Source organism: Bradyrhizobium sp. B097, assembly GCF_038957035.1.
In the GTDB taxonomy this organism is placed as follows: domain Bacteria; phylum Pseudomonadota; class Alphaproteobacteria; order Rhizobiales; family Xanthobacteraceae; genus Bradyrhizobium.
Map to the genome: position 1 here is coordinate 9,217,721 of NZ_CP152412.1, position 20,787 is coordinate 9,238,507.

Sequence of the window (20,787 nt, forward strand, 5' to 3'; positions counted from 1 at the left end):
CAAACCTTCAAGCCGAAGCCGCATCGGCTCGTGCAGGATGGCACGATCAGCCAAGGAGGCCCGTGACATGACGCACGACATCGAACCCCCGCGCATCTACCCGACCCTGCGCTGCAAGGACGCCGAGGCGATGATCGGCTGGCTCAAGACAGTGATCGGATTCACCGAGCACGTGGTCTACCGCGACGGCGGCGTGATCCACCACGCCGAGCTCGCCTACGGTTCCTCGATGCTGATGCTGGGGCAGAGCCGCGACGATGCCTATGGCAGGCTGGTCGGCGATGCCACCGGCCGCCGCACCGATTCAATCTACATCGCCGTCGACGATCCCGACGCCCTGCATGCGAAGGCCCGGGCGGCGGGTGCAAAGATCGAAATGGAACTGCGTGATACCGATTATGGCAGCCGCGATTTCGCCTGCCGTGACCCGGAAGGAAATCTCTGGAGCTTCGGCACCTATTGGCCGAAGGCTCATGAGAGGCCGCTGCCGTGAAGCCACGACAGCGCGCGCTCACAATTTCGCAATCAGGGTCGAACGGATCAGACCGTGATGTCGGCGCTCGGAGCGGCCTTGGCGCCGCCCTTGGAGACGCCGACCAGCGCCGGACGCAGGATGCGCTCGCCGATCATGTAGCCGGCCTGCACGACCTGCACCACCGTGCCCGACGGCACCGATGTGTCCGGCACCTCGAACATCGCCTGCTGGAAGTTCGGATCGAACTTCTCGCCGATCGGATCGAACTTCTTGACGCCGTTCTTCTCCAGCGCGTTGAGCAGCGAACGCTCAGTCAGCTCGACGCCTTCGATCAGCGCCTTCAGGCCGGGATCGGCGGCTTCCTTGGTCTCGGCCGGCACGGCGTCGAGCGCGCGCTGCAGATTGTCGGCGATATCGAGCACGTCGCGGGCGAAGCCGGTGATGCCGTAGGTCTTGGCGTCGGCAACCTCGCGGCGGGTGCGCTGACGGAGATTCTCCATCTCGGCCAGCGTACGCAGTGTGCGGTCCTTCGCCTCGGCGAGTTCCTTGGCCAGCGCCTCGGCCGATCCCGCCTCGGGGTCGTCAGGCATGATGTAGGGCTTCGAGACCACGGGCTCACCCGTCGGCGCCGAATTCTCGGTGTTGTCATTGGCCCGGTTCGGATCGGTCATGGCTTGCCTTCTCGAAAACTCGCGTCGGTTCAAATCTTGGGGATTGCTTGCCGGGATATCGTGCTTTGGGCGGCGAAAATCAAGCGCAACATACCGGCTTCGGGAACAAGGACCTCCGGCTTGGGTGGCGAAAACCCGTCAAATGAAAGCGAAATGCGCTCCGGTCAGCCGCCCAGCATCTTGCTGACGATGCGCGCGGCGTAATCGACGGTCGGAATCACCCGCGCATAGTTCAGCCGCGTCGGTCCGATCACGCCGAGCACGCCGACGATCCGGCCCTGGGCGTCGCCGTAGGGCGCGATGACGGTGGAGGAACCCGACAGCGAGAACAGCTTGTTCTCCGAGCCGATGAAGATCCGCACGCCCTCGCCGCGCTCGGCGCGGCCGAGCAGATCGATCACGCCACGCTTGGTTTCGAGATCGTCGAACAGCGACTTGATCCGCTCGAGATCGTCCAGCGCATGCAGATCCTCGAGCAGATTGGCGTGGCCGCGCACGATCAGCTGGCGGTCCTCGCTCTCGCCGCCGGACCAGCTCGCGATGCCGGCCGCGACGACCTTTTGCGTGAGCTGATCGAGCTCGGCGCGGTTTTGCGTCAATGCCGTCTCGAGCTCGAGCCGCGCTTCGGCCAGCGTCCGGCCACGGATCCGCGCATTGAGGAAATTGGTCGCTTCGATCAGGGCCGAGGAGGGAACGCCCGGCGGCAATGCCAGCACCCGGTTTTCGACCTGGCCGTCTTCGCCGACCAGCACGACCAGCGCCTTCTCCGGCTCCAGCCGCACGAATTCGATGTGCTTCAGCCGCGCATTCGACTTCTGTGTCAGCACCACCGCCGCGGCGCGGGTCAGCCCCGACAGCCGGGTCAACGCTTCGCCGAGCGCCGCCTCAACCGATTGCGCACGGCCGACCGCAGCAAGCTGGGTCTGGATCGATTGCCGCTCGGCCTCGGTGAGGTCGCCGACCTGCATCAGGGCGTCGACGAAGAAACGCAGGCCGAGTTCGGTCGGCAGCCGGCCCGCCGAGGTGTGCGGCGCATAGATCAGGCCGAGTTGCTCGAGGTCCGACATCACATTGCGGACCGAGGCCGGTGACAACGGTAATGCGATCAGGCGCGAGATATTGCGCGAACCGACCGGCTCGCCGGTCGCGAGATAGCTTTCGACGATTTGACGAAAAATGTCGCGCGAACGCTCGTTGAGCTGGGCGAGCCCGGCATGCGGCGCGATCAGGCCTATCGGATCGTGGTGCGTCACACTCCAGTCCTTCACAATTGCTGCCTAATCTGTCGCTCCCGGAGGCCGGTGACAAGCATGCATTCGGTCCCCCGGCACCGGACCATACCGGGGCCGAAAACCCTCGCCAAAACCCTTGCCGCTGCCCCTTCCCCCTCCTACAAGCACGCCCAACCCACTTTCTCGGAATTCTGGAGGATTTCCAATGCGGCCAAGCCGCCGTGCGCCCGATGAACTGCGTCCCGTGTCGCTGGAACGCGGCGTCGTCAAATATGCCGAGGGTTCCTGCATGGTGAAGTTCGGCGACACCCATGTGCTGGTGACCGCCACGCTGGAAGAGCGGTTGCCGCCCTGGCTGAAGGGCCAGGGCCGCGGCTGGGTCACCGCCGAATACGGCATGCTGCCGCGCGCCACCCTGGAACGCACCCGCCGCGAAGCCTCGGCCGGCAAGCAGGGCGGCCGCACGGTCGAGATCCAGCGGCTGATCGGCCGCTCGCTGCGCGCGGCCGTCGACCTCGAGGCGCTCGGCGAGCGCCAGATCACGGTCGATTGCGACGTCATCCAGGCCGATGGCGGCACCCGCACCGCCTCGATCACCGGTGCCTGGGTGGCGCTGGCCGACTGCATCAACTGGATGAAGACCCGCAACATGCTGAAGACCAACGTGTTGCGCGACAACGTGGCGGCGATCTCCTGCGGCATCTACCAGGGCACGCCGGTGCTCGATCTCGACTATGCCGAGGACTCAGAGGCCGATACCGACGCCAATTTCGTCATGACCGGCGACGGCCGCATCATCGAGGTGCAGGGCACCGCCGAGAAGACGCCGTTCTCGGAAGGTGAATTCCTGGCGCTGATGGCCCTGGCGCGCAAAGGTGTCGCGCGTCTGGTCGACTTGCAAAAGATCGCGGTGGCGTAGTCAGATTGGTCATGCACCGCCGAATCACCGGAAGGCTCGTCATCGCCACCCATAATCCCGGCAAGCTTGCCGAGATGCGGGAACTGCTGGCGCCGCACGGCGTGGAGGCGGTGTCGGCCGGCGAACTCGATCTCGCCGAGCCCGAGGAGACCGGCGACAGCTTTCGCACCAATGCGGCAATCAAGGCCATCGCCGCGGCGAAGGCGACGGGACTGCCGGCTTTCGCTGACGATTCCGGCCTCGTGGTCGACGCGCTCGACGGCGCGCCCGGGATCTACTCGGCGCGCTGGGCCGGCGAGGGCAAGGACTTCATGGCGGCGATGACGCGGATCGAGCGCCTGCTGCAGGAGCGCGGCGCCACCGCGCCCGACCGCCGAAGTGCACATTTCGTCTCCGCGCTGTGCGTGGCCTGGCCCGACGATCACCTCGAAGAGGTCGAGGCCCGCGCCGATGGAACCCTGGTCTGGCCGCCGCGCGGCACCGCCGGATTCGGTTATGATCCGGCCTTCCTGCCCGACGGATATACGCGGACCTTTGGCGAGATGAGCAGCATCGAGAAGCACGGCCTGCCGCCGCTCGGGCTCGGCCTGTCGCATCGCGCCCGCGCCTTCGTGAAGCTCGCGGAGATCTGCCTTGAGCCACGCTGAACGAGGAGCTTTCGGCGTCTACGTGCACTGGCCGTTCTGCCTGTCGAAATGCCCGTATTGCGATTTCAACAGCCACGTCCGGCACGCGCCGGTCGACGAAGCGCGCTTCGTGCGCGCGTTCGCCCGCGAGATCGAGACCACGGCCGCGCGGGTGCCGGGACGCGAGGTCACCTCGATCTTCCTCGGCGGCGGTACGCCCTCGCTGATGCAGCCGCAGACCGTCGGCGCGGTGCTCGATGCGATCGGCAAGCACTGGCAGGTGGCGCGCGACGTCGAGGTGACGCTCGAGGCCAATCCGACCAGCGTCGAGGCGACGCGCTTTCGCGGCTATCGCGCAGCCGGCGTCAATCGCGTCTCGCTCGGCGTGCAGGCGCTGGACGATGCTTCGCTGAAGGCATTGGGCCGCTTGCATACCGCGCGCGAAGCGCTCGACGCGGTTGCGATCGCGCGCTCCGCGTTCGACCGCTACTCGTTCGATCTGATTTATGCGCGGCCCGACCAGACGCCGCAGATGTGGGCCGACGAATTGAAGCAGGCGATCTCGGAAGCGGCCGAGCACCTGTCGCTCTATCAGCTCACGATCGAGGAAGGCACGCCGTTCTTCGGGCTGCATGCCGCCGGCAAATTGCAGACCCCGGATGAGGCGACCGCGCGCGCGCTCTACGACGTGACGCAGGAGGTCTGCGCCCGCGAGGGATTGCCGGCCTACGAGATCTCCAACCACGCCCGCGCCGGCGCCGAGTGCAAGCACAACCTCGTCTACTGGCGCGGCGAGCAATATGCCGGCATCGGCCCCGGCGCGCATGGCAGGCTCGACATCGACGGCGTCAGGCACGCGACCGCGACCGAGCGGCGCCCCGAGGCCTGGCTGTTGAACGTCGAGGAGCGCGGCCATGGCGTCGTCACCGATGACAGCCTCAACAGCGAAGAGCGCGCCGACGAATTTCTCCTGATGGGGCTGCGGCTCGCCGAGGGCATCGATCCCAGCCGCTATGCGAAGCTCTCCGGCCGAAAGCTCGATCCGCACCGGATCGCGATGCTGCGCGAGGAAGGCGCCATCGCCGTCGATGCCGACGGACGGCTGCGCGTGACGAAGTCGGGATTTCCGGTGCTAGACGCTGTCGTCGCGGATCTCGCGGCCTAAAGCGCGGTAAGATTAGGTTGAGCTGGAACGGCGTCGACAATTCACCTCTCCCTTGGGAGAGGTCGATTTGCGCAGCAAATCGGGTGAGGGGTTACGGTCCATCGAGAGAGCAAGAGCCCTCACCCCGTCGGGGAGAGGTGAACTGAACCCGCGGCAAGCCGATTCACCAAAAATCAGCCCGCTCTCGGTGCACGCTGCCAAAATATCGAAAACAACCCCATGCAAAGTAGCTGGCGGGTGCCGGGGCTCGAAAGGCAGCTCGACCGCCTGACGAAAATTAAGCCCCAAAACTCTTCGGTGAGCCTGCGACCGGCGTGCTGCCGCTGGACGCCACCTTCATGACCGCCAGGCCGCGCTCATTGGTGCCGTCGGAGCGGAGCCGGAACAGGCCGTCGATGCCGGCAAAGCCGGATGGATTGGTCAGCGTCTCCGGCGCGAAGCGCTGCGCGCCCTGGGTGCGCGCCAGCGCCGCCATCAGCGCCACGGCGTCATAGGCAAGCGTTGCGGTGCGCACCGGCTCGCCGCCGTATTTGGCGCGATAGCGGCCGGCGAAGCTGCGGAAGCCGGACGGATCGGGCGCGGCGTAAAGGCCGCCTTGCAGGACGGGGCTCGCGAACACCCGCGGATTGTCCCACAGTCCGGTGCCGAGCAGCTGGATGTTGCGCAGATTGGCACCCGCCGCGGTCAGCGCGTCGGCGGTCGCGACCACCGAATCGCCGTCGTCGGCGAGCAGCAGCGCATCGGCCTGGCCGAGCGCCTGGGCCACGGTCCGCGCCGGCGTCGCGCGGTCGGCGCCATATTTCTCGAAGGCGACGACGCGGCCGTTCTTGCGGCCGACCGCCTGCTTGAACGCCGCCTCGACCACGTTGCCATAGGCGTTGTCAGGCACCATCGCGGCGAACGAGCGTTTCCCGATCCCGGCGGAATAGTCGACGATCCGATTGATGTCGGATTCCGGCAGGAAACTCAGCAGATAGACGCCGCGTCCGGCGACGCTCGAATCGGTCGAGAAGGCGATCACCGAGGTGCCGCGCGGCCGCGTCAGTTGCGCGACGGCCGGCACGGAGCCTGCGAACAGCGGTCCCAGAATGATCTCGGCGCCTTCGGACAGCGCCTGCTGCGCACCCTGGGATGCGCCCTGCGGGCTGCCGCCATCGTCCTTGATCAGGAGCTGGATGTTGGGGTTCTGGAATTCCGCCAGCGCCATTTCGGCGGCGTTGCGCATCGACTGGGCGGCGAGGCCGGCATTGCCGGACGCCGACAGCGGCAGGATCAGCCCGATCTTGACCTGCCCGGTGCCGACCGCCTGCGGCTGCTGCTGCGGGCCGGCGGGGCCGGCTTCCTGGTTGCCGCCGAACGGGCTGGAAAATTGACTGAGGCTTTGCTGGACGCCGGAACATGCCGATAGCAGCGGCGCGCCCACGAGTAGGCCAAGCGCGGTCCGCCGGGTCGTGCCCGACGGCGGGGACGTGCGGTGATGCGGGCCTTCCATCGTCTCTCTTCTCTTGGCCGACCGTGATCGGCCAGGACTCCATCCGGCTCTGATGAGGCGGGTGGATTCAGGCATATTGTCGGCGAATAGTTAACTAAAACAAAAGGATTATGGCCCCGCGACGCCCTTGCCGCGGCCTCCATTTCCCCTCCCCTCGGGCAACGTTCACCGCCATTTGCGGATGTGGCGCAAGCGCGGCCATCCCTCTAGATTGGCATTATGCGCGCAAAAGCCAGTTCCCTCCACCATTCGGATGCCTCGACGGGCGCTGCCGCCAAAACCTTTTCGATCGGCGGCCAGCAGCTTGCTGCGCCAAAGGCCAGGCCCGGGCTGCATCTGGTCGCGACCCCGATCGGCAATCTCGGCGACATCACCCTGCGCGCGCTGGAGACGCTGGCGGGCGTCGACGTCATCGCCTGCGAGGACACCAGGATCACGCGCCGGCTGACCGAGCGTTACGCGATCACCGCCGAGCTGGCGCTCTACCACGAGCACAACGCGGCGCAGGCCCGGCCCAAGATCCTCGAGCGGCTGGCGCAAGGTGCTGCCATCGCACTGGTCTCGGATGCCGGCACGCCGCTGATCTCCGATCCCGGCTTCAAGCTGGTGCGCGAGGTCTGCGCCGCCGGGCATGCGGTCATCGCGGTGCCGGGACCGTCATCAGTGCTGACCGCGCTGTCGGTTGCGGCGCTGCCGACCGACCGCTTCTACTTCGAGGGATTTTTGCCGGCGAAGGAGCACGCGCGCCGCGCGCGGCTCACCGAGCTCGCCCGGATCGATTCGACGCTGGTGATGTTCGAATCCGGCAATCGCGTGCAGGACACGCTGCGCGATCTCGCCGCGATCATGGCTGGACGCGATGCAGCGATCTGCCGCGAGCTGACCAAGCTGCACGAGGAGGTCAAGCGCGCGCCGGTCGGCGAGCTTGCAGCAAGCGCGGACGCGCTGGAGACCCGCGGCGAATTCGTGCTGGTCATCGGGCCGCCGCCTGACGATGCCGGCGTGATGGGCCAGGACGCACTCGACGATCTCCTGCGCGTGCAGCTCGCCCGCGGCAGCGTCAAGGATGCGGTGGCCCACGCGGTCGAACTGTCGGGCCGGTCGCGCCGCGAGGTCTACGCGCGCGCCCTCGAGCTTGCGAAGACCATCGGGGACGCCGATGGCGAAGACTGACAGCGCCTCGCCCGAACGCGTCGCCGCATTCCGCACCGGCATCTCGGCCGAAAGCCGCGCCGCGGCGCTTCTGATCGCCAAGGGCTATCGCATCCTGGCAAGGCGCTTCCGCACCCCCTATGGCGAGATCGACCTGGTGGTGCGCCGGCGCAATCTGCTCGCCTTCGTCGAGGTCAAGGCCCGTGCAAGCCTCGACGACGCCGCCTATGCGGTGACGCCGCGCCAGCAGCAGCGCATCGTCAATGCCGCCCAGGCCTGGCTGATGGCGCATCCCGAACATGCCGAATTTGATCTTAGATTCGACGCCGTGCTGATTGCGCCGAAGAGCCTGCCGCGCCATCTGTTAGCGGCATTCGACGCAAGCCCTTAAAGTTACCCTCAGACCTCGCGGGACACGCTTATGAAATTGAAGATCGCCGTCCAGATGGATCCCATCGCGCGCATCAACATCCGCGGCGATTCGACCTTTGCGCTGCTGCTCGAGGCGCAGAAGCGCGGCCATAGCATTTCCTACTACACGCCCGACAGACTGTCGCTGCGCGGCGAAGAGCTGGTGGCCCCGGTGCAGTCGCTCACCGTGCGCGACGAGGTCGGCGATCACTTCACGCTGGGCGAGCCGAAACGCGAGGCCCTCAACGGCTTCGACGTCGTGCTGCTGCGGCAGGACCCGCCGTTCGATCTCGCCTACATCACCTCGACGCATTTCCTCGAGCGGATCCATCCGAACACCCTGGTCGTCAACGATCCGGCCAGCGTCCGCAACGCGCCGGAAAAGCTGTTCGTGATGAATTTCCCGCAGCTGATGCCGCCGACCCTGATCTCGCGCGACCTCGACGAGATCAACGCCTTCCGCGACCAGCACGGCGCCGTCGTCATGAAACCGTTGCACGGCCATGGCGGCGCCGCGGTCTTCCGCGTAATGCCGCAGGACATGAACTTCGGCTCGCTGTTCGACATGTTCTCGGTCACCTTCAAGGAGCCCTGGGTGATCCAGCGCTTCCTCCCCGAGGTGAAGCATGGCGACAAGCGCATCATCCTGGTCGACGGCGAATTCGCCGGCGCCGTCAACCGCGTGCCGGCCGCCGACGATCTGCGCTCCAACATGGTGCGGGGCGGAGCGGCCAAGGCGACCGAGCTTTCGGATCGCGAGCGCGAAATCTGCGCCACGCTCGGACCTGCGCTGCGCGAACGCGGCCTGCTGTTCGTCGGCATCGACGTGATCGACGGCAATTTGACCGAGATCAACGTCACCTCGCCGACCGGCATTCGCGCAATTCAGCGGCTCAACGGCCCGGATGTCGCAGCCATGATCTGGGATGCCATCGAGAAGAAGCGCGCCGCGAAATAATCCTCTTCCCTTGTGCGCTGCACATGCAGGTTGAGCTCTAACCAGAGTTCGACCGCGCAGCCGTTCGCCTTATTCTTCTTGCCAGCTTGCGCAGGCGAAGGCAGCATCCTGTTGCCTGCGTCAGGTCAAGCGGCGGGCCAACGCGGGCGACAACGCGAAAATCTCATAAAAATTGTGGAGGAAGACGTTATGACGCTCAATGTCTCACGACGATCCTTACTCGCGCTCGGTGCCGGTCTCGGCGCCAGCACACTCCTCGGCAGCACCGCGCAGGCACGCGCGCCGAAGCTCGGCACGCAGACACCCTACTGGCACCGCTTCGAGCTCGGCGACGCCGAAGTGACCGTCGTCTCCGACGGCCCGCTTCCGCTCGGCGATCCCTCCGGCACCTTCACCGGCGTGCCGAAGGAAGAAGTGAAGAAGATGCTCTCCGACAACTTCCTCTCGCCCGACAATGTCGTGCTCGAGCAGAACTCACCGATCGTCAACATGGGCGACCGGCTGATCCTGTTCGATACCGGCATGGGCACATCGAAGGCGTTCGGTCCGACCACCGGACGGCAACAGAAGAGCATGCAGGAAGCCGGCATCAAGCCGGAGGACATCGATGCCGTCGTGCTGTCGCATGCGCATATCGATCATATCGGCGGCATCGTCGGCGCCGACGACAAGCCGCTGTTCCCGAATGCGCAATACTACATCGCGCAGAGCGATCTCGATTTCTGGACCGACGAAGGCAAGATGGGCAGTCCGCTGAAGGACTTCATCGTGCACGCCCGCAAGAACCTGCTGCCGGTGCGCGACCGCATCGTGTTCTTCAAGGATGGCCAGGAATTCCTGCCCGGCGTGACGGCGATCGCAGCGCCCGGCCACACCGTGGGTCACTCCATCTTCATGGTGAGCTCGGGCGGCAAGTCCTTCGCCTTCCTCGGCGACCTCTCGCATCACGCGGTGCTGCTGCTGGAGCGGCCGCGGATGGAGTTCTCCTACGACACCGATCCGAAGCAGGCGGCGAACTCGCGGGTCAAGCTGCTGGACATGCTGGCCGCGAACAAGACGCCTGTCATGTCCTATCACTTCGCCTGGCCGGGCTACGGCCACGTCGCCAAGGCCGGCGAGGGCTTCCACTACTATCCGGAACCGATGCAGATGACGTTGTGACGGCGGTGCATCCGGGGGCGGCGCGCGTCGCCCCCGAATGTTCCCTTGATGTTCTCGTGCCGGGACTGCCGGCGTTTGTGATCGTCGGCCGTCAATAGCAGTTGATATGTATCTATAGCGATAAAATACTTCAAGCTATGCATATTTGCCGATAGACATAGGTCATCATTGCTGTTCCAATGTAGGTCATCGTCTATTGCCTCATAGGGACTCGCTCATGTCGCCTTATCCCCCATTGGTCCGCACCCCCGAAGCCCTCAAGGAGGCCCGTCAAGCCTTGGGGCTTAGCGCTGATGGTCTCGCTCGCATGCTGCGGGTCGATGATGGTCGGACCATACGTAGGTGGGAGAGCCCCAGCGCCTCGATCCCCGGCCCTGTAATCGTCGTGATGGAGACCGCCATGAGCTATCTGAACAAGCGTTCCATGATCTCGCAGCAGTTGGACATGTTGCGGGCTGGGAAGATGTACACTGGCGCCTCCAACGGGCATCACATGGTTGATGATACCGCGAACACCATCAAGCAGTTGGAAGCAGCGGACGCCGACTACGAAGGCGCTCTGAAAACCTTGATGCAGGTCGAGGACAAGCTCGGCACTGAGTTGGAGATGTTGACGCGCCAGCCGGTCACGAATGAGCCCGCACGTGAGGTCCACTGGTATCATCTGTGGCGCAAGACGCCCAAACATGAGGTGGGCCTGAAAGATGACTGGTCGCTCCCGGGTGAGGTAAGCCCCGATGCGGCCTTGGCCTACTTTGAGAAGCACGAGGGTTTCACCGACGGCCTTTCGCTTTGCGCTGATCCTGAAGACCCTTCAGCAGATTTCGTTCTGGAAAAGCGCGAGGTGTTGCGCACGCCCCGAGGCAACTCGGTGGGGCTCCGTGCGGGTCGGCTGATCGATAGTCTCTCAGTCAGAAGCGGTCGAGCGCGTCACCTTCGCAACGAAGACACGCGGCCCTTCCCGATCATTCGCCTCAACCGCTTGGCCCCCGGCTCGAACGGCGGATTCCGTCAGCTCGGCTCCCTGCAGGCGGCAGTGTCGTACGTGAACGACCACGTGCCCAACGATAAGCGCTCTGAGTTCTGGTGGCTGGTGGCGATCAATGCTCTCAACTTCTCGGCCCGCACAGGCGAGCGCTTTGACCATGCACGTGCCGCGCTCGCGGAGGCACTCCGGACGGAAGGGTGGATGGGCGACTAACTCGCGGGCCCTCTCCCGAGTGCCTTAGCGGCTCTGCAGGCTCCTGCAGTGCGCACGCACGTACTCCACCCATTCCGAAGCGCATGCGAACATAGTCAGACACGACGCTGGACGAGCCATTGTAGTGATCCCGAGGGAATTGGGTCGCTTGCTCCCCGACCACACGATTGCGCCTCCGTGCGCGCATACGTGCCTCGTGGGGGATCACTCAGATTCGCCGTTGCGGACATGTGACTTTTACCATCGGCTGCCACTGTGCCGTTGGCCGTCGCGCGGTTATCTCCGATAAGCAAGAGGGTCTGAGGCGTCGCGCGTTGCCCCCGAATGTTCCCTTAATGTTCTTGCGCTGGGCAGCCCGCTCCGCTACCTTGGGTGGCGGAAGATAGGGGCAGCATGGTCCAGCGGGTTTCCACCGTCGCATTCGAGGGGATTGAGGCCCGTGCGGTCGACGTGCAGGTCCAGGTCGCGCCGGGGTTGCCGGCGTTCGCGATCGTCGGCCTGCCCGACAAGGCGGTGTCGGAGGCGCGCGAGCGGGTGCGCTCGGCGCTGATCGCCTCCGGCCTTGCGCTTCCCGCCCGCCGCATCACCGTCAACCTCGCGCCGGCCGACCTGCCCAAGGAGGGCAGCCATTACGACCTGCCGATTGCGCTCGGCCTGATGGCGGCGATCGGGGCGATCCCGCCGGACGCGCTGAGCGGCTTCACCGTGCTCGGCGAGCTCGGGCTCGACGGCTCGATCGCGCCCGTAGCAGGCGTGCTGCCCGCGGCGATCGGCGCCAATTCGCGCGACGAGGGATTGATCTGCCCGGCCGCCTGCGGCTCGGAAGCCGCCTGGGCGAGCCCCGACATCCAGATCATCGCAGCCCATTCGCTGATCCAGATCGCCAATCACTTCAAGGGCACGCAGCTGCTGTCGCGGCCGCAGCCGAAGGTGCAAGACCAAAACGAGGCGCGCGAGGAAGCGCTGCTCGACCTGCGCGACATCAAGGGCCAGGAGAGCGCAAAGCGCGCGCTCGAGATCGCGGCCGCCGGCGGACATCATTTGCTCATGATCGGCTCGCCAGGCGCCGGCAAATCGATGCTGGCGGCGCGGCTGCCTTCGATCCTGCCGCCGCTGTCGCCGTCCGAATTGCTCGAAGTCTCGATGATCGCCTCCGTCGCCGGCGAGATCCGCGACGGCGCGTTGACGGCGCGGCGCCCGTTCCGCAGCCCGCATCATTCCGCCAGCATGGCCGCGCTGACCGGCGGCGGCATGCGCGCCAAGCCGGGCGAGATCTCGCTCGCGCATCAGGGCGTGCTGTTCCTCGACGAATTGCCGGAGTTCGATCCGCGCGTGCTGGATTCGCTGCGCCAGCCGCTGGAGAACGGCGAGGTTTCGGTGAGCCGGGCCAACCACCGCGTCACCTATCCGGCGCGCTTCATGCTGGTCGCGGCGATGAACCCGTGCCGCTGCGGCCACGCCTACGAGCCCGGCTATTCCTGCAAGCGCGGCCGGCTCGACCGCTGCACCGCCGACTACCAGATGCGGATCTCCGGCCCGCTGATGGATCGGATCGACCTGCGGATCGAGGTGCCGGCCGTGACCGCGGCGGATCTGATCCTGCCGCCTCCGGCGGAGGGCTCGGCCGAGGTCGCCGCCCGCGTCGCGGCCGCGCGCGACATCCAGCTCGCGCGCTACGCGGCGGCCGGCATGCCGCATGTCCGCACCAACGCGGAAGCGCCGAGCGCGCTGCTCGAGACCATCGCGCAGCCTGATGCGCATGGCCAGAAGCTGCTCCGCGAGGCGGCCGAGAACATGCATCTCACCGCGCGCGGCTATCACCGCGTGCTGCGGGTGGCGCGCACGCTCGCCGATCTCGACGGCGCCGAGACGATCGGCCGGCTGCACCTCGCCGAAGCGCTGTCCTATCGTGCATTGGCCGACGATTTGCGCCGCGCGGCGTGACTCGAACCGGAGCCCTGTCCCGATTCATGCCGGAATCATCCGCGTCAACGCGACGGTAACCACTCTCATTTACGCTCCGCAAACCATAAGCACCGCGATCCGCGGCAGGCTTGGGTCGAGCGAGTTGTGTCATGTTGCGTATGAAGGTTTTGGCCTCGGTGGTCCCCCTTGCCGTGGCCGCGGTATTCGCCCGCGCTGAATTCCTGCCCGGTCCCCGGCCCTGCATCGAGGTCGGCGGCGCCACGATGCAGATCGCATCGGTCCCCTGGCAGGCGCAGCTTCACGTCAGCTTCACCGACGATCCGAGCCTTGCCACCGTCCGGGTCCGGGTCGCCGACAACGCCGAGGCCGCCGACTTCACGGTGATCGACGACATCGACGATGCCGAGGCCGGCGCCTGCGAAAGCAACGCTGTGCCCCAGCTGATCGGGATTTCCAGCGCGCCGACCGCAACCGGCCCCGTGATCTATCTTTCCCATGACGGTCCGTTCGATTACCGCGTCTACGTGCAGTCGAAGACGTTCTCAGTGCGCGATGCCGCGGCCCTGATCGTCAGCGCCCGCGGCGGACACCGCCGCCTCGAAGCGGCATCGCTCGCGCCGCACGCGCGCTTCCAGGGCCAGACAGTGGCGGAGTTAACCTCCCGCTAACCCTGTTCGGAGGGGCGGCGCGAAACGGCCACCAACCTCAAGCACTTTTCAAGGTGGCCGACGCATCGTCGTCACCAGATCGGGCACTCTCAGGACCACCATTGATGGGGCGTTTCTTCCGGATCAGGTTACGCCTTCGCCGCTTCCTGCGACGCCATTCCTGGGTCGCGACGATCGTCCGTTCCTTCACGATCTTTTCCGTCGCATTCGGCGGCGCCTTCGGGTTCATCTCCGGCGCCCTCTCGCCGCACAGCGGCTACGATCCCAATTCATTCGCGATCGGCGTCAGCTTCCTGTTCGCGCTCGCCTGTCTCTGGATCGTGACGCTCGGCATCCGCCTGCGGCTGATGCGCAGGCGGCTGCGCACCATCGCCATGCACAATGAGGCGATGGCCGACCGCAATTGGGAACTGCAGGAGGCCGAACAGCGCGCCTCCACCCTGTTCGAGGCGCAGGACGATTTGATCGTGCTGCGCGACCTCGACGGCCTCATCACCTACGCCAACGACGCCTATTGCGCGCTGGCGCAGATCCCCCGCGGCGAATTGATCGGCAGCACCGCGACCCTCAAGGTGCTCGAGCAGGGCGATACCGCGCTCGAATCCAACGGCACGCGGGTCTACGACCAGAAGATCGAGGGACCGCTCGGGCCGCGCTGGATCGCCTGGCGCGAGGGCCTCGTGCGCAACGATGCCGGCGCGCCGGCGGAGATGCAGAGCGTCGGCCGCGACGTCACCGACCGCACCGAGAGCGAGCGCGCGCTGGCCGAAGCCCGCGATCAGGCCGACGCCGCCAACCGCGCCAAATCGCGCTTCCTGGCGATGGCGAGCCACGAGATCCGGACCCCGCTGAACGGCATCATCGGCATGAGCGGGCTGCTGATGGACACCCAGCTGACACCGGAGCAGACGACCTACGTCAAGGCGGTCAAGACCTCCGGCGACGCGCTGCTCGCGCTGATCGAGGAGCTGCTCGACTATTCCAAGATCGAGGCCGGCAAGATCGATCTCGAACACCGCGCCTTCGCGCTGTCCGGCTTGATCGAGGACACCACCGAGCTGCTGGCGCCCCGCGCGCAGGCCAAGGGCATCGAGATCGCCGCCTATGTCGACGAGCGGCTGCCAATGCAGGTGACCGGCGACGCCGCGCGGCTGCGCCAGGTGCTGCTCAATCTCGCAGGCAATGCCATCAAGTTCACCGCGACCGGCGGCGTGGCGCTGATCGTCGAGCCCGGCATCTGGCCGAACGAGATCAGCTTCCTGGTTCGCGACACCGGCATCGGCATCGCACCGGAAGCGCAGCAGCGCATCTTCCGGGAGTTCGAGCAGGCCGACGACCGCATCGCGCGCAGCTATGGCGGCACCGGCCTCGGTCTCTCGATCAGCGACCGCATCGTCAAGCGAATGGGCGGCCGCATCTCGCTCGCAAGCACGCCGGGCGCAGGCTCGACCTTCGAGGTCTCGATTCCGCTCGCCGCCGCCGACACCGGCGAGGCCAATGGCTTCACAGCGCCAGATCTCGCCGGCCAATCCATCATGCTGGTTGCACCGCACAGCATCGAGGCTTCGCTGATCTCGCGGCGATTGCAGCGCTGGGGCGCGCAGACCTGCATCGTGTCGGATGCCAATGTCGCCGAGGCACTGCTGCCGGAGCGGAGCTGGCACACGGTCCTGATCGATCACACGCTCGGCACGCAGGCGATCGAGGCGTTCGCCAACGCTGCTCGCATCCACGCAAACCATCGCATCGTGATGGTCACGCCGGCGACGCGGCAGGACCTTTCGGCCTCCGATGCAACCGTGTTCACCGGCTATCTGGTCAAGCCGCTGCGTGCGTCGTCGCTCGCCGCGCGCCTGACCGCGTCACCCGAAATCGCCGCGCCAAGCCTTGCGATACCAAGCCTTGCGATCGAGACGGTCACGGAGTCCGCGCCCACTGCGCCGGCGGCCGCGCCACCGGGGCTCTCGATCCTGGTTGCGGAAGACAATGAGATCAACGCGCTCCTGATGCGCTCGCTGCTCGCCCGGCTCGGCCACAACGTGGTCATCACCACCAATGGCGAGCAGGCAATGGAATCCTGGCTCTCGGCGACGTCAGCCGGCACGCCCTACGATCTCGTGCTGATGGACATCCAGATGCCGCGCCTCAACGGCATCGAGACCACCAAGCAGATCCGCGCCCATGAGTCCGGCGGGCTGGCCGGCCAGTCCGGCCGCCGGACGCCGATCCTGGCGCTGACCGCCAACACGCTGGTGGAGGATCGCTACGCCTGCTTCGAAGCCGGCATGGATGGCTTCCTGATCAAGCCACTCGACCGCGAGAAGCTCGAGGAAGCGCTGGCGGGCCTCGCCGCTTCGCGGCATGTCGCGGCGTAGTCACCACAAACTCGCTGTCGTCCCTGCGAAAGCAGGGACCCATAACCACGAATGTTAATTGGTGAACGACCGCGTCTCCCCGCGTGCCTTTTGCAAGGGCCGCGGCGTATGGGTCCCGGCCTACGCCGGGACGACACCACTGATGTGGTCAGCTTTTAGCGGGTCAGAACTTACAGCCGGCGCAGCGCGACCGTCTGCACCACGTGGTCGGCGCCCTTCTTCAGGATCAGCGTCGCGCGCGGCCGGGTCGGCAGGATGTTGTCCTCGAGATTGGCGAGGTTGGTGCGCTCCCAGATCGCGATCGCGGTTGCGGTCGCTTCCTCGTCCGACAGCAGCGCATAGCGGTGGAAGTAGGACCTTGGATCGGTGAACGCGGTGTCGCGCAGCGCCAGGAAGCGCTTGATGTACCACTGCCGCAGCGCAGACTCGTCGGCGTCGATATAGACCGAGAAATCGAAGAAGTCGGAAACGAACGGCACCGCCTTGCCGTCGCGCGGCAGCCGCCCGGTCTGCAGCACGTTGACGCCCTCGACGATCAGGATGTCGGGCTGGTCGATCTCGACCCATTTGTTCGGCACGATGTCGTAGGTCAGATGCGAATAGACCGGCGCGCGGACACGGCGCCGTCCCGCCTTGATGTCGCTGAGGAACGACAGCAGGGTCGGCAGGTCGTAGCTCTCCGGAAAGCCCTTCTTCTGCATGATGCCCTGCCGCTCGAGCACGGCATTCGGGAACAGGAAACCGTCGGTCGTGATCAGGTCGACCTTCGGCCGCGGCGACCAGCGCGCCAGCAGCGCCTGCAGCACGCGGGCCGTGGTCGACTTGCCGACCGCGACGGAGCCGGCGACGCCGACGATATAGGGCATCTTGCGGTCGCGGATGTTGAGGAACTGGCGCTGCGAATAATACAGCCGCTGGGTCGCATCGACATAAATGGAGAGCAGTCGCGACAACGGCAGATAGATGTCCTCGACCTCCTGCAAATCGAGGCGGTCGTGCATCGAACGCAGGCGGTCGAACTCGCCCGGCTCGAGCGTCATCGGCGTATCGTCGCGCAAATGCGACCATTGCTGGCGCGTGAAGGTGCGGTAGGGGTTGTATTGCTGATCTGGTGCCCGGATGTCCATGAGGCCGCCCCTGTCAATGCGCTCGATCATGTGCGCTAGTCGCGCTTGCGCGCCGCCTTCTCTTCCAGTCCCGACATCGAGGTGCGCTTCTCCAGCGCGGCCTCGACATCCTCCAGCTTCACGCCGCGTGATTTCAACAGAACCAGCAGGTGAAACAACAGATCGGCACTTTCCGCGATGAGATGATCGCGGTCATTCCCGACCGCGGCGATCACGGTCTCGACCGCTTCCTCGCCCAATTTCTTGGCGCAGTGCTCCGCGCCCTTGTCGAGCAGCTTGCGGGTGTAGGACGCCTCGCCGCCCGTTGCAGCACGGGCGTCGATGGTAGCGGCCAGATCGTGGATCGTGAAACGCGACATCAACTCAACTCAAGCATGCGCACCGGCACCGCCAAGGTGCCATCCCCTAGGTGGGGGCTTAGCATTTTTGTGACAAGGAGTCCCAGATCTCTCTGTTTGAGCGTGGTCTTCACGGAAAACCGGTTTCCACTTTGCGCTAACGCGGCCGTACCGGTCCTGACCACGCTCTAGGGATCGAGGCGCATCGGCAGCCCGGCGCGCACCATGTGATCCTTGGCCTGGCGGATGGTAAATTCCCCGAAGTGGAAGATCGACGCGGCCAGCACGCCGGTGGCATGACCCTCGCGGACGCCATCGACCAAATGATCGAGATTGCCGACGCCACCGGACGCGATGACTGGTACGGGAACACTGTCCGCGATCGCCCGGGTCAGCGGCAGGTCAAAACCCTGCCTCGTGCCGTCCCGGTCCATCGAGGTCAGCAGGATTTCGCCGGCGCCGAGCGAGACGACCTCCTGGGCATATTCGATGGCATCGATCCCGGTGGCATTACGCCCACCATGGGTGAAGATCTCCCAGCGCTCCGAGCCGCCGGCGCGCTTGACCCGCTTGGCGTCAATCGCGACCACGATGCATTGCTCGCCGTACTTCTCGGCCGCCTCCTTGACAAATTCGCGCCGGCTGACGGCCGCTGAATTGATCGAGACCTTGTCGGCGCCGGACCGCAGCAGGGTCTTGATGTCGTCGACGGTGCGGACGCCGCCGCCCACGGTCAGCGGCATGAAGCAGGCTTCCGCCGTCCGCCGCACCACATCCAGCATGATGCCGCGGTTCTCATGGGTGGCGGTGATGTCGAGGAAGGTGAGCTCGTCGGCGCCGGCGGCGTCATAGGCGATCGCGGCCTCGACCGGATCGCCGGCGTCGCGCAAGTCGACGAAGTTGACGCCCTTGACCACGCGCCCGTCCTTGACGTCGAGACAGGGGATCACGCGAACCTTGAACATGTCTGTGTCTCCTAAGCCGCGCTGCGGATCAGCTTGAGCGCGGCGGCCGGATCAAGCCGTCCGTCGTAGAGCGCGCGGCCGACGATGGCGCCGGCGAGCTTTTTGGCACGCGGCTCCAGCAGCGCCTTGACGTCGTCGATCGAGGCAAAGCCGCCGGAGGCAATCACCGGAATGGAGATGCGGTCGGCGAGGGCGATCGTGGCGTCAAGGTTGAGGCCCTTGAGCAGCCCGTCGCGGGCGATGTCGGTGAAGATGATCGCGGCGACGCCGGCATCCTCGAAGCGCTGTGCGATCTCGAGCGCCGTCACATGCGAGGTCTCGGCCCAGCCCTCGACCGCGACCTTGCCGTCGCGCGCATCGAGGCCCACCGCGACGCGGCCGGGGAATCTCCTCGCCGCGCCCTTCACCAGTTCAGGATCGCGCACCGCCGCGGTGCCGATGATGACGCGGGTGATGCCCTTGTCGAGCCAGGCTTCGATGGTCTTGAGGTCGCGGATGCCGCCGCCGAGTTGCACCGGCATGGTGACGGCCTTCAGCATCGCCTCCACCGCATGCGCATTCATCGGCTTGCCGGCGAAGGCACCGTCGAGATCGACGACGTGGAGATATTCGAAGCCCTGCGCGGCGAAGCTCGCTGCCTGCGCCGCCGGATCGAGATTGAACACGGTGGCGCGCGCCATGTCGCCCTGCTCCAGGCGCACGCACTGGCCGTTCTTCAGGTCAACCGCTGGAAAGAGAATCACGGCTTCCACTTCAAGAAATTGGAGATCAAAGCGAGGCCGAAGCGCTGGCTCTTCTCGGGGTGAAACTGGGTGCCGATCACGGTGTCCTTGCCCACGATCGCGGTCACCGGCCCGCCATAGTCGGCGCGCGCCAGCACATCCGCCTCGTTGGCGGCGTTGAGATGATAGGAGTGCACGAAATAGGCGTGGCGCCCCTTCGGCCCGAGCGGCAGCCGCTCCAGCACCGGGTGCTCGCGCACCATATCGAGGGTATTCCAGCCCATATGCGGGACCTTCAGGCTCTCGTCGCGCGGCTCGATCTTCACGACATCGCCGCCGATCCAGTTGAAGCCCTCGGTGATGACGTGCTCCTTGCCGCGCGTCGCCATCAGTTGCATGCCGACGCAGATACCGAAGAACGGTCGCGCCTTGACCCGCACCGCTTCCGTCAGTGCTTCCAGCATGCCGTCGACCGCGTCGACGCCGCGGCGGCAATCGGCGAACGCGCCGACACCGGGCAGCACGATCCGATCCGCCCGATACACCGCATCGGGATCGCGCGTCACCTTGATGGCTTGCGGATCCTGCATGCTGCGCGCGGCGCGCTCGAAGGCCTTTGCCGCCGAATGCAGATTGCCGGAGCCGTAATCGATGATTGTAACGGTCATCGCGATCCTCCTGGCTCTGGAAACAATCCGATGATGCCGCCCTGCGGCATCGGCGGGGGTTTTGAGAATGACTGGCCCGGAACGTCCCGGGTCGGCGGCGGTCCGCCGCGATCGACAGACCGCTGGTCGTTGACAGCGCCGCGATGCCGCGCGGTCCAGCGCTCGAAGAAGCGGCGCTCAGCGGCGTCCGCGTTGTCGGCCACGACGATGTCGAGCTGGCGCCATTTGCGCCGCGACAGCGTCCAGCGTTGCAAGGTCGCAGCCTCCAGCCCAATCAGCACCATCAACACCAGGTCGACGAGCAAGATCGCGCCGCGGCCGATCCCGAGCTTGGCCAGCGCAAAATCGATCGCGAAAGTCAGCACCAGCCAGCCGATCAGCGCCAGCCAGAGCCTGTTCCAGGCCAGCCAGATCACACCGGCGACCGCGGCCCAGACATGGAAGCCGTCGCGCACGAAGACGAACTTGTCGGCCGCCGCGAGATCGGCGCCGTTGGCCACGGGGGCATGCACTGTATAGACCGGCATCGAACGCT

Annotated in this window: 21 protein-coding genes; 12 read left to right on the top strand and 9 right to left on the bottom strand. The window is 65.9% G+C overall.

The features are described 5' to 3' along the window. Positions 1-67 precede the first annotated feature (67 nt). A complete protein-coding gene (locus tag AAFG07_RS42425) occupies positions 68-493 on the top strand; it encodes a VOC family protein (RefSeq protein ID WP_342725442.1) in 426 nt (141 codons plus the stop codon). Positions 494-540: 47 nt separating this feature from the next. Here the strand turns inward: AAFG07_RS42425 and grpE are convergent, their stop codons facing one another. Further along, positions 541-1,146, bottom strand: coding sequence for a nucleotide exchange factor GrpE (gene grpE / locus AAFG07_RS42430; protein ID WP_342725443.1), 606 nt, complete (start codon positions 1,144-1,146; stop codon positions 541-543). A gap of 164 nt (positions 1,147-1,310) precedes the next feature. Then, positions 1,311-2,399, bottom strand: coding sequence for a heat-inducible transcriptional repressor HrcA (gene hrcA / locus AAFG07_RS42435; protein WP_342729404.1), 1,089 nt, complete (start codon positions 2,397-2,399; stop codon positions 1,311-1,313). A 184-nt stretch (positions 2,400-2,583) separates the two neighbouring features. Here hrcA and rph point away from each other — a divergent pair, with 184 nt between their 5' ends. Genes rph through hemW form a run of 3 tightly spaced genes read left to right on the top strand, consistent with a single transcriptional unit; the run spans position 2,584 to position 5,088 of the window. Next, complete coding sequence (rph, locus tag AAFG07_RS42440; protein ID WP_016841497.1) at positions 2,584-3,297, top strand: ribonuclease PH; 714 nt, start codon at positions 2,584-2,586, stop codon at positions 3,295-3,297. 11 nt (positions 3,298-3,308) lie between these two features. Continuing rightward, the gene (rdgB, locus tag AAFG07_RS42445; protein WP_342725444.1) at positions 3,309-3,944 is read left to right on the top strand and encodes an RdgB/HAM1 family non-canonical purine NTP pyrophosphatase; all 636 of its coding nucleotides are present in this window, start codon (positions 3,309-3,311) and stop codon (positions 3,942-3,944) included. Continuing rightward, positions 3,931-5,088 (top strand): radical SAM family heme chaperone HemW, encoded by a 1,158-nt coding sequence (gene hemW, locus AAFG07_RS42450; protein WP_342725445.1) that lies wholly within the window; start codon positions 3,931-3,933, stop codon positions 5,086-5,088. Before rdgB ends, hemW begins: the two co-directional genes overlap by 14 nt. A 277-nt stretch (positions 5,089-5,365) precedes the next feature. On the opposite strand, the gene AAFG07_RS42455 is transcribed toward hemW, so the two are convergent. Further along, complete coding sequence (locus AAFG07_RS42455; RefSeq protein WP_342725446.1) at positions 5,366-6,580, bottom strand: penicillin-binding protein activator; 1,215 nt, start codon at positions 6,578-6,580, stop codon at positions 5,366-5,368. 219 nt (positions 6,581-6,799) lie between these two features. Here AAFG07_RS42455 and rsmI point away from each other — a divergent pair, with 219 nt between their 5' ends. From rsmI to AAFG07_RS42495, 8 genes are all read left to right on the top strand, one after another. Further along, positions 6,800-7,753 (top strand): 16S rRNA (cytidine(1402)-2'-O)-methyltransferase, encoded by a 954-nt coding sequence (gene rsmI, locus AAFG07_RS42460; protein WP_342725447.1) that lies wholly within the window; start codon positions 6,800-6,802, stop codon positions 7,751-7,753. Then, positions 7,740-8,123 carry a YraN family protein gene (locus tag AAFG07_RS42465; RefSeq protein WP_166212917.1) on the top strand — a complete coding sequence of 128 codons (384 nt, stop codon included), beginning with the start codon at positions 7,740-7,742 and terminating at the stop codon, positions 8,121-8,123. The genes rsmI and AAFG07_RS42465 overlap by 14 nt, the downstream gene beginning before the upstream one ends. Before the next feature lie 30 nt (positions 8,124-8,153). Continuing rightward, on the top strand, positions 8,154-9,101 hold the full coding sequence (gene gshB / locus AAFG07_RS42470; protein WP_342725448.1) for a glutathione synthase: 948 nt from the start codon (positions 8,154-8,156) through the stop codon (positions 9,099-9,101). Positions 9,102-9,290: 189 nt separating this feature from the next. Further along, a complete protein-coding gene (locus AAFG07_RS42475; protein ID WP_342725449.1) occupies positions 9,291-10,262 on the top strand; it encodes an MBL fold metallo-hydrolase in 972 nt (323 codons plus the stop codon). Between the two features lie 400 nt (positions 10,263-10,662). Then, a complete protein-coding gene (locus tag AAFG07_RS42480; RefSeq protein WP_342725450.1) occupies positions 10,663-11,463 on the top strand; it encodes a hypothetical protein in 801 nt (266 codons plus the stop codon). A 393-nt stretch (positions 11,464-11,856) separates the two neighbouring features. Then, positions 11,857-13,407, top strand: a complete 1,551-nt coding sequence (locus AAFG07_RS42485; protein WP_342725451.1) for a YifB family Mg chelatase-like AAA ATPase — start codon at positions 11,857-11,859, stop codon at positions 13,405-13,407. A 131-nt stretch (positions 13,408-13,538) separates the two neighbouring features. Next, positions 13,539-14,057, top strand: a complete 519-nt coding sequence (locus AAFG07_RS42490) for a hypothetical protein (RefSeq protein WP_342725452.1) — start codon at positions 13,539-13,541, stop codon at positions 14,055-14,057. Positions 14,058-14,161: 104 nt separating this feature from the next. Continuing rightward, complete coding sequence (locus AAFG07_RS42495) at positions 14,162-16,432, top strand: ATP-binding protein (RefSeq protein ID WP_342725453.1); 2,271 nt, start codon at positions 14,162-14,164, stop codon at positions 16,430-16,432. A gap of 170 nt (positions 16,433-16,602) precedes the next feature. Here the strand turns inward: AAFG07_RS42495 and coaA are convergent, their stop codons facing one another. From coaA to AAFG07_RS42525, 6 genes are all read right to left on the bottom strand, one after another. After that, positions 16,603-17,559 carry a type I pantothenate kinase gene (gene coaA, locus AAFG07_RS42500; protein WP_342729405.1) on the bottom strand — a complete coding sequence of 319 codons (957 nt, stop codon included), beginning with the start codon at positions 17,557-17,559 and terminating at the stop codon, positions 16,603-16,605. Between the two features lie 35 nt (positions 17,560-17,594). Further along, on the bottom strand, positions 17,595-17,918 hold the full coding sequence (locus AAFG07_RS42505) for a phosphoribosyl-ATP diphosphatase (protein ID WP_342725454.1): 324 nt from the start codon (positions 17,916-17,918) through the stop codon (positions 17,595-17,597). Positions 17,919-18,085: 167 nt separating this feature from the next. After that, positions 18,086-18,862 carry an imidazole glycerol phosphate synthase subunit HisF gene (gene hisF, locus AAFG07_RS42510; RefSeq protein ID WP_342725455.1) on the bottom strand — a complete coding sequence of 259 codons (777 nt, stop codon included), beginning with the start codon at positions 18,860-18,862 and terminating at the stop codon, positions 18,086-18,088. A gap of 11 nt (positions 18,863-18,873) precedes the next feature. Then, positions 18,874-19,605: a 1-(5-phosphoribosyl)-5-[(5-phosphoribosylamino)methylideneamino]imidazole-4-carboxamide isomerase gene (gene hisA, locus AAFG07_RS42515; RefSeq protein WP_342725456.1), complete on the bottom strand. Its 732-nt coding sequence runs from the start codon at positions 19,603-19,605 to the stop codon at positions 18,874-18,876. Then, entirely contained in the window at positions 19,602-20,252 is a 651-nt protein-coding gene (gene hisH / locus AAFG07_RS42520; protein WP_342725457.1) for an imidazole glycerol phosphate synthase subunit HisH, read from the bottom strand. Before hisH ends, hisA begins: the two co-directional genes overlap by 4 nt. Then, positions 20,249-20,779 carry a DUF2628 domain-containing protein gene (locus AAFG07_RS42525; RefSeq protein WP_342725458.1) on the bottom strand — a complete coding sequence of 177 codons (531 nt, stop codon included), beginning with the start codon at positions 20,777-20,779 and terminating at the stop codon, positions 20,249-20,251. The genes hisH and AAFG07_RS42525 overlap by 4 nt, the downstream gene beginning before the upstream one ends. Positions 20,780-20,787 lie beyond the last annotated feature (8 nt).